Raw genomic sequence first — 18162 nt, 5'->3', positions numbered from 1 at the left:
GGCGTCTCCATCCAGGATGTAAGCCAAGAGATGAGCGAATATTATAATCTGGATCCGAACCAAGGTGTTTACGTGGCAAAAGCCTATGAGGATCATCCTGCTTATGAGGCCGGCATTCGTCAGGGTGACGTGATCATCAGTGTTGAGGGTGTAAAAATTAATTCATCCAGGGATCTGACCATGAACATCGCCAATTTAGGGGTAGGTTCCAAGGTCAACATTGAGGTCGTTCGCCAGGGAAAAAATAAAACCTTTACGGTTAAACTGGGTGAACGCCCCGATAGCATAGAAGATTCCGGGTTCGGAGAACAACTCGATGGCTTTGATGATTTGGGCTTTATGTTTAAGCCTTTGGATAAGGATTTAGCCGAGCAACTGGGGTATCCCCCGTCCATCAAAGGGCTTGTGGTAATCCAGATTGATCCGGGTTCCCAGGCAGCATTGTCTGGTGTGATAGCAGGGGATCTGCTTGTGGAAATAAACCATAAAAGAATTGCCGGTATCAGTGACTATACTGGAATACTGCGGGCGATAAAGAAAGGGCAGACAGCTCATATGCTCTTTAGACGGGGTAACTCCCAGGTATTTGTGGTCCGGTTTGAAAGATAAAGGAGAAGATTAATGTTAACCGTTTACGGGGCAGCATGGTGTCCGCATTGCACACAGACCGTATCTTATCTGAAACAGAAAAAAATTGATTTTACGTATGTTGACATTGAGTCGGCACCAGATGACGTGGTGCAGCAGGTCATTGAAGTTAACGGCGGTGATGACTGGGTGGTCCCCACACTAGAAAATGACGGGAAGTGGCGCCGTGGGAAGGTTTTCAGTCGCCGTGATATCGACAGTGACCTGAAGGCGCTTGGCCTAAAATTAGAGTGACGCCGGTGGTTTTTGTTTTTTTTGAACCTGAAATTACCATTTGATAATACTGGTGTAATGTTCAGGTCAGGTTCAGATGTTAAGGTGTTATCCAACGTCGGAAATTTTGCTGTTGCGGTGAATGCGATACTAACCGTTATTGATAAATTATAACCGGCGGAAAATCTCCCTCCTTTTTGCAGAACGGGCTGCCTTTTTCTGGGCAGCCCGTTTTGTTGTACTGATAATTGTTGATTCTGATCATAGACGCCACTGGTGGGATAACCCGTTACAATAAGGTCGATAATTGTCATGAAATCAAACATGAAATAAAAATTGGGGAGTGAAGGCTGTCGGATGGATCAATAAAAAAAGCCACTGTAATAAACAGCGGCATGATTTTTATTTTAATTGGTGGAGCTGAGGGGGATCGAACCCCTGACCTCATGGCTGCCAGCCATGCGCTCTCCCAGCTGAGCTACAGCCCCACAAAAGAGTGGTAGATGTATAATCGAAAATGCATGGCGTGTCAATACAAAAAAATGTTTTTTAGTCGTGTTTGAACGAAAAGTCACCCATCTGGGGCGTTGCACAAAAATTTCCAATCCTCACATACGTTAGTATGCTCCGGTTGAAAATTTTTCTGCGCCTTGCATCTGGGCAACTTTTGGCCCAAACACGGGTTTTAGATCAGGCATGAAGTAGATTAAGATTGAAGGCTTAGAATATTTATTGACACAAGTTAGAGCAAAACGATATTATTCCATGCTTTTAAATTAACTAAACAGGGTCAAGGAGCTAAATAGGAATGCTGCGTTATCTTCGGGAAAATACGGGAAATTGGATCATAAAGTTTTTTTTGGGCATCATTGTTATTGTGTTTGTTTTTTTAGGTGTCGGCAGTATGAACGCCGACAAGCACAATAAGGTGGCCACGGTAAATGATCAGGTCATTACTTTTTCTGAATACCGGGATGCCTATCAGCGCATGATCCAGCGTCTACAGGAGCAGTTCGGTACCTCTTTGGATGACGAGTTGATAAAGTCGCTGAATATTAAGCAGCATGCAGTGAACAGTCTGATTGATCAAAAGGTTCTGGAAATTGAGGCCCAAAAGTTGAAAATTGTTGTGTCTGACCAAGAGCTTAAACAGGATCTGCTGTCAGTTAAGGCATTCCAAAAAGACGGTGTCTTTAATATAGATCTGTACAGGCGGGTGCTTGGACAAAATTCCATGACTCCCGAAACCTTTGAAGCGAGTCAGCGCAACACAATCAGGAATGCCAAACTCCAGCGCATGGTGATCAATGGCATAACCGTGGGAGATCAGGAAGCCCAGGCCTGGTATTCATTTAACAATGCAAAAGCCAGTATTGATTATATTATGATTGATCCGGGCACATTTTCTGATGTTTTTGCCGACGAAGCGCAGATTCGTTCCCAGTATGACAATCATCACGATCTTTACATGTCTGAGCCTAAACGCAAAGTTGCATTCCTGGTGTTTGCGCCGGGGGATTTTGAGGCTCAGGTTAAGATTGATGAAATTTCTATTCGGGATTTTTATAATCAAAACCCGACACGGTTTACCACTCCGGAGCAGGTTGAAGCCAGTCATATCCTTATAAAGGTTGACGAAAACGCCGATGAACAGGCCGTGGCCAAGGCCAAAGAAGAGGCTTTGAGCGTTTATGAGAAAGCAGTCAAGGGGGTAGATTTTTCAGAACTGGCCAAAGCCTATTCTCAGGGGCCGTCTGCCGCCAGTGGTGGCTACCTGGGCCGGTTCGGCAGAACCAGTATGGTAAAACCCTTTTCTGATGCCGCGTTTGCCATGAAAGCAGGCGATATCTCACAGCCTGTAAGAACCGGTTTCGGCTGGCATATTATTAATGTGACAGATAGAACACCTGAAGCCGTGACGCCTTTTGAGACCGCCAAAGTAGGGATTCAAAAGGAACTGGCTGCAAGCCGGCTTCAGGATCTGGCATATAATAAGGCTGAGGATGCTTATGATGCCGTGCTTGATGGTGATTCCTTTGAACAGGTTGTCCTGCTTGCAGCTAAACAGCCTGTAAACACACCTGCTTTTACTGCCATGGGAACGGAACTTAAGGGTATGGGTATTTCGGATCCCGGTCAGTTTGCCGCCGCAGCCTTTTCCCTGGCTGATAATGAGATCAGTGAAATCAAGAAAATCGGAAACAATTATTACCTGATGCATGTGCTTGAAAAGATAGGCCCGGAGTTGCTTGCCTATGAAGATGTAAAAAATGAAATTGCCGTTACATTAACTGCCGATCTGAAAAAACAGGCAGCTAAGAAAGCCGCTGAGTCAATGCTTCAAAAAGCAGGCAAGGATGTCGATGCCGTAAGTCTTGAAAAAATTGCCGCTGATAACCATTTTAAGGTCCAAGCCAGTAAGATGTTCACACGCACTGAAGATATTCCCGGTATTGCCGGATCTGTGGCCCTTGCACAAGCCGCTTTTACTCTTGATGAAAAAAATCCTGTTTATAAACAAGTTGTTGAAGTGTCAGGCAAATTCTATATTATCGGCCTTAAGGAAAAACAGGCGCCTGAGGCAACTGCCATTGCCGATAATCTTGATACGGTTAAGCTGCAACTTGAAACCCGAAAACAGCAGGCGTATTATTCTCAATGGCTGGCGGCCCGGAAAGAGAAAGCTGAAATACGGATAAATACAGATATTATCAATTAATTAATATTGAAATAGAGATCTATAGATATTAATCTGGTACGTTGTGCCGATAAATGGCGATTCAAGATTTATTTTGATTCGAAAGCGATTTTAATGGTTCCGATACATTGTTTTTTAGATAATAGTCCAGATCAAACAGCTGTTTGAATGTAAGATCGGTAAATTTGATGTGGCGCTTTCTGACTTTCATTGAACTGAATGACGGCGTATTCGTTATTTCATAGTCGGCAACCGTCTGAAAGGGAAGATCGCCGACATAATATCCCATGCTGCTTAGGAAAATAGACTCTTCATTTCTATTCACAGGTTCTTCTGATTTGTTTTCGGTGTTGATATATTTGAAACACAGTCCGCCCATACTGATGTCGATGATTTGACCAATCTTGTTGGAATTGGGACTGATGGCTGCATAGGCACCTTCCACCGCTTTATACCGTTTGTTTTTTCTACGCTCAATGGTTCTTTTTCTGCCAACCATAAGTAAATCCTTAACTTTCTGTGTTAAAAATCTTCTTTTTTTGCATTAATGCATTAAGCTATATAAGCAATATTTATACCCTCAATTTTTTTTATGGTTTTATTCAATGGACTAAGTCCTAAACGACGAACATCGCGAATAAATAAAAAAATTCCCATCTTGTTTTTTATTGGGGTCAATTTAAAGTTTTTCCGCTATTATGAAATTTATTTGGCAATAATTGTGTAAATAAAGTGTTAAATTGAGAAAAAAAATTCTGTGACCGTGGGCTTTGTATTTCTTCAGGGCTCTGTTTGAAATATCCGACATACAGTCTGACACACACTGTAATCAAACCCTCTATAACGCAAATAGTTCATTATTTTTTTTCTGCATTCCGATTCATCCAGACTGTTCCAGGCCTGCTTTTTAGTTTCAACGGCTTTTAATGCCAATTCCTCGTCTTTGTATACAGATAGCAGTTCTTCAGCAAGTGCCGGATCGATGCCTTTTTTGCGCAGCTCAAATCCAAGGGCAAATACGGATTTGGGTTTATAACGGATTCGGCTTTCGATAAACCCGCGTGCAAATGCTCTGTCGTCAAGGTAATTAAAGTTTGACAACTGCACAATAACCTGATCAATAATATTGCCGTCATATCCTTTATCAGTCAGATATTTTTTCATCTGCCGGATTGTTTTAGGGCTTTTTGACAGATACCCCAAGGCCTTTTGGTATGCTTTTTCAACAGTCATTTTCTATATTCTCTCAGGGCTATTTTCCATTTCCTTTCGCTCCTTCAACCAGGCGACCAGGGCTTTTGACCAGATCCTCCAACAGGTTGAGCAAGCCTTTTCCCACTGCGGAAGGATGAAGGAGAACCACAGTGGGATCTGATATTTTACCATAGGCTCTGGCCGGGAAAGAGACAAGTCGGCCGTTAAGAATCGCATTTACAACCGGAATGTATTTAATGATGGTATCGATGGTTTTAAACGGGGCCACCAAAAAGGTGATATCCAGGGCATCATTTAGCGGATCTGCCCATCCTTCGGCAATGATGCCCATATTGTCTGCATCAATGACGGCATTTTTTATATGCACCACACTTTCTTTTACGTCTGCATCGGCAGTAAATGTCTTAAATCCGAACCCCTGTTGCTGCAGGTCGGTTTCTCCTATAATATTGACAAGTGATAAGAGTCTGGAAAGCACCGTGGCTTTGAATATACGGCCGGACTGGGCCTTAAAATTAAGATGCCCGTTCTGTTTGGATTTCACCATGTCAAAGGTCTGTGCCGAGCCGACAAGTTCCCCTTCAAGTGTATAACTTCCTTTAATAACACTTTGAGTGCCTGTCAGGCATCCGATTGAAAGCGACACCTCCTTTGCCTGTTTCGTATTGAAAAACGTGTGAGTCAATACCCCGGGCCTGTCACCGGCAGGATTGATGGTTATTTTGCTTGAAAGATCAAGGCCGCAAAGAAGTGCATGGGTAATATCGATATCCGTGGACGATTGATGAATTGTCACCTTTGCCTGAACTCCCTGGTATACACGGTGGTCATAGTTCAATGTGTTGACGTTGATAAACATCCGGTTTTGTTTTACCAGGGGGCGGGCGGATGCAGATGTTTTCTGCGGGGACAAAAAGGAATCAAGATCAAGCGTGTCTGCAGTTATGGTGATGTCGCCCGTTTTATCCGTTGAAACCGTCAATGCATTGTCACCGGTTGCCTCCTGAAGTTTCCGGTAAAGATACGAATCAGGGTGAAGCATGTTTTCCAGGGTTGGTTTATCCAGTTGCCCGTAAAAAACAATCCTGGGCATGTCCGGCTGGTTGTAAAAGGTTAGATCGGCATGGGTTCGGTTCCCATCCTCTATCTGCAGCTTTGACAGGGTCATTTTGTCCACGGCAGGACCGTCTGCCATGAAGGATACCGTTGCACCCGAGATCATGCGTAACTTTCCCTGAAACAGACAGGCATCTGCTTGCCTCACAAATTGTGCCTGGGTCAGTGTCAGGGGGAGGATAATACTTTGGGTATATTCCGGTGAAATGTTATTTTCAAGCCAGGAGAGGTCTTTAATGGTACAGGCAATTTCCGACACGGTTATCGTTGAAGGGGTTGCGTTGAATGTGCAGAATAGGTCGGACAGCCCTTGGGTATTGTCTGAAAATATAACAGCCCCTTTATTGATCTGGCCTGTCATGTGGACCTGCCACAGGTTTGGGGAGAACATGGGGCCTTCAAGCCTAAAGTCATTAATGTCCATGATTCCGGAAAAATCTTTAACCGGGACCGGCTTTTTCCTTCCCCCGGGGAAAAGCTCAACCAGGGGTGCCACCTGTTCCAGAATAATATTTGCGGCCATATTTTTGATGTTCATGGGTACGGAACCGCTGATATCAATATCGGCATTAAGATTTGATATCCTGCTGCTGCCCAAGGCTCCTGACAAATTATTCAGAACAACCTTGCTTTTGTCCAAAAGAAAGGCGCCGCCGTCGATGCGGACAGGCAGGGGCAGGCGCTGGTAGTTTCCGATTGCCTCAATGTTTTTTGCTGTTACTTTAACATCTATCTCTTTGTGGGCTTGGGTTTGATTCAGTTCGAGAACCGCATCTGCCCGGCCGGTCAACCCGGATATTTTTGACATTTCCCGGGCAAGTACCGTGCCCGGCAATATGGAGATAAGGGCTTGGGGAACTTCGGCTAAATCAACCTTCAGGGGGAATCTGCCCGAAAATGGAACTGCGTGGTGATGAATCAGATTGATATCAAGGGCACCACCGGTGACAATGGTTTTTCCCACACGGCCGCCTTTAGGGTATATGCTCAGCATTCCGTCTTTCATATCTGCACAACCCGAGGCGTTGTCAACAATGACAGGAACATGGGGGATTTTAACGGTAGTGGCCTCAGCGCAGCCGGTTATAAAAAGGTTTTTTGCGTTGAACAGATGACGTATGTCTTTGCTTTTAAACCCCACCGTAATTTTTTGGGCGGTTCCCGATCTGAGTATGTCAAACAGGATTTGAGGCGTCTCAACTCCGCTGAGAAGTGGCAGGCACACCTCTCTTGTCTGGCTGATATCAATCTGTTCTCCGGTAAATTCAATACTTGATGCTTCTTGTCCGTAAGAAAGTGATAGATCTATTCCAACGCGTCCTTTGGGATAAAGAAGCTCCAAAGGTGCAAGATGTGCGCTTACCCTCTCTTTTGACAGGGCAAATTCAAGGTCGAACTTCCTTGCTTCGGCACGGTGATCCTTGGGTGCTTTAAGATTGGCCTGAAGAGATGTGATTCTCAGGTTGCCTGCAAGAATGTTGTCTGCATCATGCCGGCACTCCACAGAGAGGTGTGGGATATCAATAGCTGTTATTCTGCCTTTGACTGCGGATTCAAGTATTGGGATCTGATCTGTTTCCAGGCGAAGCCCCGACATCTGGGCTTTAATAGTCACAGCCCGTGTCCGCCCTGTCATAAGAATCCGGCAGTCCATGGTGCTAAAATAATTTGATTGGGCATTGGTTACGACAATATCCAGGCGATCGGTGTCTGCGAAGGGTAGATCAAACAATCCGTCAAATCCGTTCCGCACCCATGCGGCAAGATCCGGTGGCGCTGTGAATTTGTTTTTTCCGGCAACAGCCTCATTCCTAATCAGTTTGGGGGATTCAAGGGTGATGCGTCTTAGGGCGGTCTTGAATTTGAGCAGCTGGGGCGGCTCCAGTTCCACTATCGCTTTGTTGATTGCAACCTGGTTGTATCGGTCGATTTGTGCCGATATACCAGTTATGCAGAAACCCGGCAGGGGGGTGAGAATAAATGATAGCTGATCAAACCGGACTTCAATGCCGGTCTTTTTCTGAACAAACCTGGCCAGACGCGCTTTAACCTGTTCCGTGTTGATCAACGGGGTAATGGCAAAGGACAGAACTGCTGCGCAAAGGGTCACGGTTACCGCAACAAAAACGGCAATGCGCAGTATGCGTTTTTTGTTCATGGTTTTAATTTATGACATTGAGAAGGCTATTGCCACTTGTATCCGGTTTTATGGCTTAAGGTAATAAAATCGGCAGCAATGTATTTGGCCTGTTCCGTAAGTATTTCCTTGATCTCTTCTTTTTCCGGGTCAATGTCATCCAGGGTTGTCAGCGGTTTCTCCCCTTTTTGTTTCCGGTAATTGTTTTCCAGGGCCAGCTCTTCTTTATTAAAGGCGGTATCGGTTTTTAGACGTTCGGTCAGATTCAAGGAGAGTGTTTTTTGTTCACTCAATGATTCTGCCAATTGAATCCGCTGGGTGAGATATTTAATGCCAAAAGACTTTTCAGCCCGTTTTTTATAGGCATCATCCAAGGGTTTGATCATGGGCTGCAAAGACCTATATGCTGAATAACGGGTGGCGTCAATATGGTCCCAGAGCAGGGCTCCCTCAAGAGCGCTTTCTCCGGTGTCTTTGGTCCTGTAAATCTGGGGAAACCAGATGTCGGGTTCAACGCCTTTGTGTTGGGTACTTTTGCCCGAGATCCGGTAAAATTTGGCCGATGTCATCTTCAGTCGTCCATCTCCCAGGGGTTTGAGTTCCTGAACCGTGCCCTTGCCGAAACTTTGGGTGCCCACAATAAGCCCCCGGTGATAATCTTTGATGGCACCTGCAAAAATTTCACTGGCCGATGCGCTCATTCTATTGATGAGCACCACAAGAGGCCCGGTGTAGAGAATTTTTGGATCTTCATCATAGATGCGTGATACCCTGAATTTTGTTTTGACCTGTACCGTGGGGCCATATTTAAGGAACAGTCCGGTCAGATCATTGGCTTCTTTAAGGGCCCCACCCCCATTGTCCCTTAAATCAACAATCAACCCGTCGATATTCTCTGTTTTTAACTGTTCCAGCAGTTTTATCACGTCTCCTGTGGTGCTTTTGTAGTCCGGTTCGCCCCTGTGAAAGGCGTCAAAATCAATATAGAAATTGGGGATTTCAATGATGCCCAGCTTATAGGTCCGACCTTTCGAGGTCACGTCAACCACCTTTTTCTGGGCGGACTGTTCCTCAAGTTTTACCTCGTCGCGTTTGATACTGATGGTGGCGGTTACACTGGATTTTCTGGCAGGAATGATCCTTAACCGCACAAAGGTACCCTTGGGTCCCCGAATCAGTTTGACCACATCATCAATGCGCTGGCCAATGGTGTCTTTTATCTCTCCCTCCTCGCCCTGGCCTACGCCGATGATTTTGTCCCCGGGGGCAAGTTTCTGGGATTTGTCTGCCGGACCTTTGGGAATAAGGCGGACCACCTTTGTGTACTCATATTCGTTTTGCAGCACCGCCCCAATGCCTTCCAAGCTCAGTTTCATATGAATGTCAAAATCTTCGGACACGCGCGGAGCAAAATATTGGGAATGGGGGTCAAAGGACATGGTGACGGCATTCATGAAAATATGGAATACATCCCGGGACTGTGTCTGGGAGAGCTGGGCCAAGCGATTGGAATAGATCTTTTCCAGGGTTTCGGAAATTTCCTCATCCGAGGTTTTGTTTATTTTCAAATTAATGATATGGTTCTTCAGCTCTTTTTTCCACAGGGGTTCAAGGCCTGAGATGTCCGGGATAAAGGGTTTATGCTCATAGTCGATGACAAGGGTTTCGTTTTTAGCAAAATCAAGCTGGGTTTGCCAGGATCTGGCCAGCTTGAGAATATATTCAAAGCGCTGTTCGCTGCGGGACTGGTAAAGGTTGAAAATTTCAAAGGCCGGCCCAAGGTTCCCTGTTTTCAGATATTTATACATCAGCTGTTTTAACGGCTGAAAATCATTAAGGTCAGTCTGGGTCAGAAGATGCCTGCCTGGATCCAGAGATTTGATATACCGGTCAAACACCAGAACAGACATATTTCCATCCAGTTTTTTCCCGGTAATATTATCTCGCTCAAGGGCATTGACAATGGCAATACACTGTTGGGACTGTTCATCCTGAAATGTAAGCTCGGCAATTTGTGCATGGCAAACCGGCGCGAAATAAAGAAAGGCGGCAACAAGCACTACAGCCCGAAGCCTATGGTAAAGTTTATTGATCTGTGTCATCGTCTATGTTTATATCCTTTGGTGTTTCAAAACTGATCCGGCCAAGCCTGCCGGATCTAAGATCCCTGATAATAAGTTGTGATGCTTTTTGAAAATCGACATGCCCGCCTTTTTTAATACATCCCCTGGCTTTGCCCACCGTTTCGATAAGGGCCTGGGCTTGCCCGGGCAAGGGATTTAAAAACGGGTAACGTTCAATAAGGCAGGCCGGGTATCTTTCCAGTAAAAGCTGTGCGGCAAAATGGGCAAGTTCATGGTAGTCAACGGCTGTATCACTGATCGCGCCGGACACAGCCAGGACAAGTCCGCGGTGCCTGGGTTCAATCACCGGCCACAGGATACCCGGGGTATCGTAAATATCAATATTATCTTTAAGACTGGTGCGCTGCTGGTGACGGGTAATGGCGGGCACATTACCGGTTTTTGCCACTTTCCGACCGGCCAGGGTGTTCAAAATCGTGGATTTCCCGGTATTGGGAATGCCCACCACCATGACCTTGACTTTCCTTGCCTTGTTTCTGTCTACCTGTGATAACAGTGATTCCAGGGCATGTGAGACCTCTTGCGGACGGGTCGCGCAGATGGCTGCCGCCGGCCATTTAATGTCCCGGTTGAAGTATTCAAGCCAGGCTTGTGTCGCCTCCGGGTCGGCAATATCCGCCTTGTTCAGTAGCTTTATCCGGTTTTTGCCCGTGGCAATCCGTTCTAAAAAGGGGTTTGAACTGGCCAACGGCAGTCTTGCATCAACCACCTCAAGCAGGGCATCCACCCTGCCAATGGCACTTTTAAGCTGATTTTTTGTCTCCAGCATATGGCCGGGAAACCACTGAATATTCATTTTTCTATTTTTTTAATTTCCTGTTGGTGAATGATTGTTTTGTCCGGCGGTATGGGCACCTGTTCAACACGCTCTTTTTGAAACAAATACAGATATGAAAAGAGCAAGGCAATGATACTCGAGCCGATAAATCCGCTGACGGCAAAGGTGATGGTATATCCAATCCAGTCGTAATGCCTGTAATAGCCAAAGGCACCGCCGGCCGTCATGATTAAGATAAATATAAAAGTGAAAATGAGTTTCATGGGTACATTAAGTGTAAAATTATTATAAAACGTGAAATCCTGTCAGAATACGGACCAGTTCATTGTGCAACGCCTTGTTTGCCGCAGCAATGCCTTTTTCCGGGAATTGCCGGCCGCCTGTAAAATCCGTGACCACACCCCCTGCTTCCTTTAAAATAATCGTCCCTGCTGCAATATCATAAATATTTAGATTCATTTCCCAGAATCCGTCCAGGCTGCCCAGGGCCGTATAACAAAGATCCAATGCCGCAGATCCGAAACGCCTGATGTCCCGAAGTTTTGGTACAATTTCGTTAAAAATCGGCAGGTTGTTATTTTGCCGGCCGGCTCTCAGGCACGCAAACCCCGTTGCCATGACCGCTTTGTCAAGTTCTCTGGTTTCAGAGACATGAATTGCGGTGTCGCCCACAAATGCGCCTTTGCCTTTTTCAGCATAAAACAGCTGGTTTAAAGCAGGGGCATAAACCACGCCGAGTACGGGCTCTCCCTCTTTTTCAAGGGCGATACTGATGCTGTAAAAGGGCAGCCGGTGGACAAACGACGTGGTGCCGTCTATGGGATCAATGATCCATCTGAGTCCGCTTTTTGTCTGGACAGCTCCGTACTCTTCCCCGAGTACGCCATGGTCAGGATACCGGGCAAGGATAGCCTTAACCAGAAACGCTTCAACTTCTTTGTCCGTTTCCGTGACAATATCTTTTTCTGATTTGAATTCAAGGTCATGCAAAGACAAGTTTTTTTGGCCTTCAAGGCAGAGCCTGCCGGCTTGCAGGGCCAAATTTTTTATAAAGGAAATCAAGATATCAACCGTTTGTTAACTCATTTTTTTAAATAATTATAAAATTTATATCATTAAAATTTAGGACCTGTAAAATTAAGATCGGGTATTATGGCATATTAGATTGCATTTGAAAATACCCGGCACATCCATTGAAAAATAAAACAGTATTGCTTTGAAGTTACAGGGTTAACATGCCAAGCTCGATTTTCCGGGTCTTGATTTTTAAAGTGTGAAATGAGATGATCATATTTGATGTTTTTTGATCGGTTTCACAGTCCCGTGAAACTATGGCCTTGGACCACCCACTATGGCGCAGATATCATGAAATACTTCTTTGTTTTCACCGTTTTTCTGGCAATTTTTGCCGCACATGTTACACTGGCTGCAGAAGATAAAGCCGGACCAACCCAAGCTGCACCACCCGAATCTGGACTACCCGAAGCTGCACCACCCATTGTAAGCTCCCACATTCCCTCCCTGTTGGAAGCCATCCGTTTTTCCGGTGATATACGCCTTTGCGGGGAAAAAATACCTTATACAGATCAAGATGTCAGAGAGCGGCTTGAAAAGGAGATGATGCTGGCCGTATGGAACCGGCCCCAGGTGATGCTGTGGCTCAAACGGGCCCACCGGTGGTTTCCGTACATTGAAAGCGTTTTAAAGCAGGAAAAACTGCCTTTGGATTTAAAATATCTGGCTATTGTGGAAAGTGCGCTGCTCTCCTATGGAGAATCCTATCAGGGCGCGGTTGGGTACTGGCAGTTCATCGAAAGCACAGGTAAACAATACGGATTGCGCATTGATTCAGACGTCGATGAACGCCGGAACATGTTTTCCGCCACCCGGGCGGCCTGCCGCTATCTTAAAAAACTTTATTCCCAGTTTGGCTCGTATCTTCTGGCCATGTCCGCATATAACATGGGTGAATCCGCTCTGAACAAGGCCATAGAACTCCAGGAGACACGGGATTACTTTTCCCTTTACCTGCCCCTGGAGACCCAGCGGTATATCCTGAAAATGGTTGCCGTTAAGTTGATTATGTCTAATCCCGAAGATTATGGGTTTCATCTCGGGCCCCAGGATCTTTATCCGGTATTTACGTTTTCTGAAATCAAACTCTCCACAACAGATGTTGTGCCTTTAACCATGATCGCCAAGGCCTGTGGCATCTCATTCAAAACCATCAAGGATTATAATCCCCATATTCGGGGATATTTTCTGGAGAAAGGCACAAGCACGCTTCTTGTACCCGAGGGGAAGGATAAGGAGTTTAATCAAAAGTTTTACCCCCTTTACAATACCTTGCCCAAAACGCAATCATCTTCTTCAAGTTCAAGGTACCATGTGGTGAAAGCCGGTGAAAGCCTCTCCGCCATTGCAAGAAAATATAATACATCTCTGTCCGGGTTGCAGAACCTTAACAAGCTGTCAAAGAAACATCGCATTCATCCCGGAGATAAATTGCGTGTGCAATGATGCTTTTTTAAAAAAAGGGACGATACGCAGAATGCGGAAAATTTGAACAGAAACTCAATGAGTTCCGGTATGGAGATGGGCTGGTTGAATTCGCCGAGATGGGGGCCGGTAATCAGTATAATATCTTTTTCCCCTTTGGCCGGTATGTCGGTAACACCCCGTTCCGTCAGGAATTGTTCAAACTGTTCATCGTCCATCGCCAACTGGTCCTGTACCCGTAACGCTTCTTGCATATGTTCATCACGCCCCATTTTTTCAATGAGCTTTTCAATCAGTGCCGGTATATTAAACGGGGCCGGATCAAAGGTCTCAAATTCGGTCAGGCCTTTGAAATAGTGTTCACATACGCCCGTTAAAAGCGATTCAAACAGATCCGGGCAAAAAAGATCCCGGGTATCCACATGGGGTTGACTATTGTCTGTTCCCCTTCTGTGCGGGGCTTTGTTCCTGAAGCAGGAGCCTGCCACCAGAATAAAACTGAGCAGGTATTCCCCGGTATAATGTTCAAGATCCAATCGCTTTGTTTGGCAGGCAATATGTTCAAAATCCCGCAACCCGGATGCGGCAAAATTGGGGAACAGGCTGGAGTTCAGCCACTGGTCCAGGCGCCCGGCATGTTCCCACAAGTATCTGCCGTTGTCGTTTCTTCGATTCTGCTGAACCCGGTTATGGAACAAGGGGATCAACGCCGTATGGAAAAGCCCCTGGGATGAGAGTCTGCCCAGGGCAAGGGATGATTTGAAAAATGATCTTTGGATTTGTTCCCGGTCCGAACCTTCTAAATTGGGGTATTCATAATAACCCGGGCAGGGGATAAAGACGATGCAGGCAGATCCGTATAGTGTTCCCGGGCTTTCCTCAGGCAGTTCATCCGTGATGTTAAATAGATATCTGTCCCGGATGCAGACCGGTTTGGGAACAAGATTTTCAGCACCTGAAGGATTTTTGGAAAACCAGTCCATCCAAACCGCTTCCCAGTGAATTTCATTGATATTGTCCAGGGTTGTGGCGAATTTGATTACGCCCATGATTTTTGTTTCTGTCCGGGCGATCAGGCTTCTGCCCTTCCAGGTCCATTGCATCTCTGTGGGCAATGCCATCCCTGGGGGTGTAAATTTTTCAACAAGGCCGGAAACTTGAATGTCCAACGGCGTGATGGTGTTTGGAAAAGATGGTGTATCCGGTGCCGGGCAATTATCCGCCAGCCTGCCAAGCGCCTGGCTTAGGGCACGAAGACGGTTTCCTGAACTTTTGATCAGAAGCGTCGCAAGCTTTGGCACAATGGTCCTGATGATTTCGTTCTCCATTGTCCTGCCTATGTCCACCAGGGTGCAGGCCGCTTCATGATATAAAAAAAAGGCTTGTTTGGCCTTTTCAAATCCGGCGGTTTCAAATACGGAGAAGAGCGCATCCAGGGTCTGATGGGTAACTGTGTGCGGATAATCCGCCGCCTGCCGGCCAATATATTGGATACTCATGTACGCCGCTGAAAAATCCCGGCTATGATTGATAAGAAGACGTTCTTCGCGGATACGCGCACTGGAGGGTGGGGCGTGGTTCATACGTTACTGCGAAATATCCTGCTCTGAAATGTTCCCTGTGCCGGGAATCGTTTGGCGCGGCAGATCCGGTGTCTCTGTTTTCCGGGTAGGTGTCGGGAGGGCGTTGGGAGAAGAGGCTTGTGGCTTTACCGTTGATTGGACCTGATTTGTTGATTTTGGGGGGAGTTGTTTGGGTGTGGACTTTGCAGCAGCAGCAGCAGCAGCAGCAGCAGCAGCTGTTGCCGCTGCCTTTTCTGCTGCATCGGCCCGTCTTTTGACGTCAGCAATCTGTTTTTCAAGATCCTGCCTGAGCAGACTTAAATTCTTTTCAAAATCCTGCCTGAGCAAACTTAAGTTTTTGTCCAGGCGTTTGTCTATGGATGCTGCCGTCTCATTTTGCAATGCATCAAGTTTTTTGCCCAGCAGGCCTGTCTCCTTAACCAGTTGTGAAATTTTTTGTTCATAGGCGGACAATTCAAGCAGTTTTGTGCCAAATTCTTCCTTAAACAGGTGGAACTCTTTTTGGATCTGTCCGGAGAGCGCTTTAGTATCCGAACTGTTTTTATCAATGGCGGATATAAGTTCCCGGTTAATACGTTCCATGGCCGCCAGGGTGGACTTGTCCTGGTCTGCATTGGAGTGAATCCGTTTATCCAGCTTGGCAAGGGCTGCTTCCATGGCTTTACGATCCACCTTGGCTGCCGACATTTTTGCTGTCTGGTTCTCAAGGGCTTTGCGTTTGGATTCAAGGGCTGTCAGCTTTTCATCCAACTCGTGGGTGGCTTTGGCAATGCGTACGTCCAAGGCATTGAGTTTGATGTCAAGATCCTGGGAGACCCGTGCCATCTGGTTTGCCTGGGTCTGGTCCACATCCACCACCTTTTCGGTGATATCCATGTAGACGAATACCAAAATGGCAATAATAATGCAGGGGATGATCACGGAGATGATGGTCACCCGCTGGGATAATTTTTCTATTTGAAGGGTGTTGGCTTCCTCCTGGAAAGTTGCGCCTCCAATGCCCGGCCGATCATCCTCAAAAGATCCATCATCCTCCGGGTTCAGATAGTCCCCAAGTCTTTTTTCATTCATAATTTGTTGGCTGTTATTCCCATTCAATCGTGCCGGGCGGTTTCGAGGTGATATCAAAAACCACACGGTTGACCTTGTCCACTTCATTAATAATGCGGTTGGAAATTTTTCCCAGAAGATCGTGGGGCAGCTTTGCCCAGTCGGCCGTCATGGCGTCATTGGATGTGACCGCACGAATGGCGATACAATTGGCAAAGGTACGCTTGTCTCCCATGACACCGACGCTTTTGACCGGCAAGAGCACGGTAAAGGACTGCCACAATTTCCGGTAAAGGCCTGCCTGTTTGATTTCCTGGATAAGTATGTCATCGGCCTTGCGAAGAATATCCAGGCGATCGTTGGTGATCTCCCCTAAAATGCGGATGGCAAGCCCGGGGCCGGGAAAGGGCTGGCGCCAGACAAGATCCTCGTTGATGCCAAGTTCAAGGCCAAGTTTTCTGACCTCATCCTTGAACAGCAGTTGCAGCGGCTCAATGAGTTTCAGATTCATCTGTTCGGGAAGTCCCCCCACATTGTGATGGGATTTGATGACCGACGTGGGGCCGCCAAAGGCGGATTTGGATTCAATAATATCCGGATACAACGTTCCCTGGCCCAGGAACTGGGCACCGGCAACCTTCTTGGCCTCGGCCTCAAAAACATCAATGAAAAGTTTCCCGATGATTTTCCTTTTCTTTTCAGGGTCCGTAACCCCGGCCAGCGCGGTTAGAAATTTTTCTTGTGCATCCACAAACTTGATGTTCATGTGCAGGTTGGCCCGAAGGCTGACCTCAAGCTGCTCTTTTTCATTGAGACGTAAAAGCCCGTTGTCCACAAAAATGCAGTGCAGATTTTTTCCCACGGCTTTATGGATCAGGGTGGCGGCAACGGAAGAGTCCACCCCACCGGAAAGGCCCATGATCACTTTTTTGTCCCCAACCGCATCCTTGATCTGGGTGATGGCGCCTTCACTGAAGGATTTCATGGTCCAGTTCTGTTTGCATCCGCAGACATCAAAAAGAAAATGGCGGATCATGGCAGCCCCGTTAATGGAGTGCTCCACTTCCGGGTGAAACTGCAGGCCGAACAGTTTTCTTGCGTAATCGGCAATGGCGGCAATGGGGGTGTTGTCGGTCTGCGCGGTGATCTCAAACCCTTGGGGCAGGGCTTTTGCAGAATCGCCATGGCTCATCCAGCACTGGAAGCTGTCATCCATCTCCTTGAACAGCGGGTTGCCCGGATTGATGCGCAGTTCGGCAAAGCCATACTCTTTTTTGCTTGCCTGTTTAATGGTGCCCCCGAGGGTATGCACCATGTAGTGCATGCCGTAGCAGATGCCGAGGATGGGTACGCCCAGGTCAAAAATACCGGCGTCAATGGTGGGGCTGTTCTCTTCATAAATGGATGAGGGGCCACCGGAAAGAATGATACCCGTGGGGGCAAGCTCCTTTAATTTGTCAAGGTGGATATCCGCCGGTTCCACCTGGCAGTATACATTATTTTCCCTGACACGCCGGGCAATCAGCTGGTTAAACTGGGATCCGAAATCAATAACAATGATCATGGGCATTTCCTGAAATGATTAGATTTAAATCGGCAAATTTTCCTATAAACATGGGAAAATTGCAAGTTGTTTTTGGTTTCCCGGCATCATTGACTTTTTGTAAAATTGTATTAGACTATCTGGCTTGATTTGAGTGACACAAAAAAGTATTGAGTATTGAGTATTGAGTANNTTGAGTATTGAGTATTGAGTATTGAGGATTGAGGATTGAGGATTGAGGATTGAGGAAAACAGCCTGTTTTAAATCTCACTACTCAATACTCACTACTCAGATAAAAGGAGAACGTATCGTGGGTACCGGACCGTTGATCGCCGTTAATGTGATGTTGCTCTATATTATTTTGGGACCTGTGCTGCTCTTTGCCATCTATGTTCTGTTTGACTCCTTGGACCCCACCGGTAGAATGAAAAAGGATTCCGCGTCCGAAAAAGATCCTGCCCTGTGGACAAGTGACGATATTGATGCAAACGGTTTTGAAGGGATGTGCCTTGATAGGCGCAGGAATCAAATTTAACC

General features: G+C 46.4%; 15 protein-coding genes and 1 tRNA gene. 5 read left to right on the top strand and 11 right to left on the bottom strand.

The window, feature by feature from the left end:
* Together B3D59_RS01640 and B3D59_RS01635 are read left to right on the top strand one after the other, a co-directional pair.
* Window positions 1–609: PDZ domain-containing protein (locus B3D59_RS01640; RefSeq protein WP_286817334.1), on the top strand; the 609-nt coding region annotated here is incomplete at its 5' end.
* A gap of 12 nt (window positions 610–621) precedes the next feature.
* A complete protein-coding gene (locus B3D59_RS01635; protein WP_286817333.1) occupies window positions 622–882 on the top strand; it encodes a glutaredoxin family protein in 261 nt (86 codons plus the stop codon).
* Between the two features lie 391 nt (window positions 883–1273).
* On the opposite strand, the gene B3D59_RS01630 is transcribed toward B3D59_RS01635, so the two are convergent.
* Window positions 1274–1349 (bottom strand) — tRNA-Ala (locus B3D59_RS01630).
* A 320-nt stretch (window positions 1350–1669) separates the two neighbouring features.
* Between B3D59_RS01630 and B3D59_RS01625 the strand changes: the two genes are divergently transcribed.
* Window positions 1670–3580, top strand: a complete 1911-nt coding sequence (locus B3D59_RS01625; protein WP_286817332.1) for a peptidylprolyl isomerase — start codon at window positions 1670–1672, stop codon at window positions 3578–3580.
* A gap of 61 nt (window positions 3581–3641) precedes the next feature.
* Here B3D59_RS01625 and B3D59_RS01620 read toward each other — a convergent pair whose 3' ends face one another.
* The 7 genes from B3D59_RS01620 to B3D59_RS01590 all read right to left on the bottom strand — a co-directional run bounded on the left by B3D59_RS01620 (window position 3642) and on the right by B3D59_RS01590 (window position 12011).
* Window positions 3642–4058, bottom strand: coding sequence for a PilZ domain-containing protein (locus B3D59_RS01620; RefSeq protein WP_286817331.1), 417 nt, complete (start codon window positions 4056–4058; stop codon window positions 3642–3644).
* 281 nt (window positions 4059–4339) lie between these two features.
* Complete coding sequence (locus B3D59_RS01615; RefSeq protein WP_286817330.1) at window positions 4340–4792, bottom strand: regulatory protein RecX; 453 nt, start codon at window positions 4790–4792, stop codon at window positions 4340–4342.
* A gap of 19 nt (window positions 4793–4811) precedes the next feature.
* Entirely contained in the window at window positions 4812–8048 is a 3237-nt protein-coding gene (locus tag B3D59_RS01610; protein ID WP_286817329.1) for an AsmA-like C-terminal region-containing protein, read from the bottom strand.
* A gap of 26 nt (window positions 8049–8074) precedes the next feature.
* Window positions 8075–10129: a carboxy terminal-processing peptidase gene (locus B3D59_RS01605; RefSeq protein ID WP_286817328.1), complete on the bottom strand. Its 2055-nt coding sequence runs from the start codon at window positions 10127–10129 to the stop codon at window positions 8075–8077.
* On the bottom strand, window positions 10113–10967 hold the full coding sequence (gene ylqF, locus B3D59_RS01600; RefSeq protein WP_286817327.1) for a ribosome biogenesis GTPase YlqF: 855 nt from the start codon (window positions 10965–10967) through the stop codon (window positions 10113–10115). The genes B3D59_RS01605 and ylqF overlap by 17 nt, the downstream gene beginning before the upstream one ends.
* A complete protein-coding gene (locus tag B3D59_RS01595; protein WP_286817326.1) occupies window positions 10964–11212 on the bottom strand; it encodes a hypothetical protein in 249 nt (82 codons plus the stop codon). Before B3D59_RS01595 ends, ylqF begins: the two co-directional genes overlap by 4 nt.
* Before the next feature lie 22 nt (window positions 11213–11234).
* Complete coding sequence (locus B3D59_RS01590; RefSeq protein ID WP_286817325.1) at window positions 11235–12011, bottom strand: inositol monophosphatase family protein; 777 nt, start codon at window positions 12009–12011, stop codon at window positions 11235–11237.
* 261 nt (window positions 12012–12272) lie between these two features.
* Between B3D59_RS01590 and B3D59_RS01585 the strand changes: the two genes are divergently transcribed.
* A complete protein-coding gene (locus tag B3D59_RS01585; protein ID WP_286817324.1) occupies window positions 12273–13469 on the top strand; it encodes a lytic transglycosylase domain-containing protein in 1197 nt (398 codons plus the stop codon).
* Here B3D59_RS01585 and B3D59_RS01580 read toward each other — a convergent pair.
* The 3 genes from B3D59_RS01580 to guaA are packed head-to-tail and all read right to left on the bottom strand — an operon-like array spanning window position 13439 to window position 17645.
* Entirely contained in the window at window positions 13439–15031 is a 1593-nt protein-coding gene (locus B3D59_RS01580) for a SidJ-related pseudokinase (protein WP_286817323.1), read from the bottom strand. The genes B3D59_RS01585 and B3D59_RS01580 overlap by 31 nt on opposite strands.
* Before the next feature lie 3 nt (window positions 15032–15034).
* The gene (locus B3D59_RS01575; protein WP_286817322.1) at window positions 15035–16102 is read right to left on the bottom strand and encodes a hypothetical protein; all 1068 of its coding nucleotides are present in this window, start codon (window positions 16100–16102) and stop codon (window positions 15035–15037) included.
* Between the two features lie 13 nt (window positions 16103–16115).
* Window positions 16116–17645, bottom strand: a complete 1530-nt coding sequence (guaA, locus tag B3D59_RS01570; protein WP_286817321.1) for a glutamine-hydrolyzing GMP synthase — start codon at window positions 17643–17645, stop codon at window positions 16116–16118.
* Window positions 17646–17935: 290 nt separating this feature from the next.
* Between guaA and B3D59_RS01565 the strand changes: the two genes are divergently transcribed.
* The gene (locus B3D59_RS01565) at window positions 17936–18160 is read left to right on the top strand and encodes a hypothetical protein (protein ID WP_286817320.1); all 225 of its coding nucleotides are present in this window, start codon (window positions 17936–17938) and stop codon (window positions 18158–18160) included.
* Window positions 18161–18162 lie beyond the last annotated feature (2 nt).

This window comes from Desulfobacter sp. UBA2225, assembly GCF_002348205.1.
Classification (GTDB): domain Bacteria; phylum Desulfobacterota; class Desulfobacteria; order Desulfobacterales; family Desulfobacteraceae; genus Desulfobacter; species Desulfobacter postgatei.
This window is presented reverse-complemented; position numbering and strand designations above follow the sequence as displayed.

Coding starts and splice junctions, on each gene's coding strand:
- B3D59_RS01615 (WP_286817330.1), bottom strand. CDS start 4,792: ATGACTGTTGAAAAAGCATACCAAAAGGCCTTGGGGTATCTGTCAAAA.
- guaA (WP_286817321.1), bottom strand. CDS start 17,645: ATGATCATTGTTATTGATTTCGGATCCCAGTTTAACCAGCTGATTGCC.
- B3D59_RS01610 (WP_286817329.1), bottom strand. CDS start 8,048: ATGAACAAAAAACGCATACTGCGCATTGCCGTTTTTGTTGCGGTAACC.
- ylqF (WP_286817327.1), bottom strand. CDS start 10,967: ATGAATATTCAGTGGTTTCCCGGCCATATGCTGGAGACAAAAAATCAG.
- B3D59_RS01625 (WP_286817332.1), top strand. CDS start 1,670: ATGCTGCGTTATCTTCGGGAAAATACGGGAAATTGGATCATAAAGTTT.
- B3D59_RS01580 (WP_286817323.1), bottom strand. CDS start 15,031: ATGAACCACGCCCCACCCTCCAGTGCGCGTATCCGCGAAGAACGTCTT.
- B3D59_RS01575 (WP_286817322.1), bottom strand. CDS start 16,102: ATGAATGAAAAAAGACTTGGGGACTATCTGAACCCGGAGGATGATGGA.
- B3D59_RS01595 (WP_286817326.1), bottom strand. CDS start 11,212: ATGAAACTCATTTTCACTTTTATATTTATCTTAATCATGACGGCCGGC.
- B3D59_RS01635 (WP_286817333.1), top strand. CDS start 622: ATGTTAACCGTTTACGGGGCAGCATGGTGTCCGCATTGCACACAGACC.
- B3D59_RS01605 (WP_286817328.1), bottom strand. CDS start 10,129: ATGACACAGATCAATAAACTTTACCATAGGCTTCGGGCTGTAGTGCTT.
- B3D59_RS01620 (WP_286817331.1), bottom strand. CDS start 4,058: ATGGTTGGCAGAAAAAGAACCATTGAGCGTAGAAAAAACAAACGGTAT.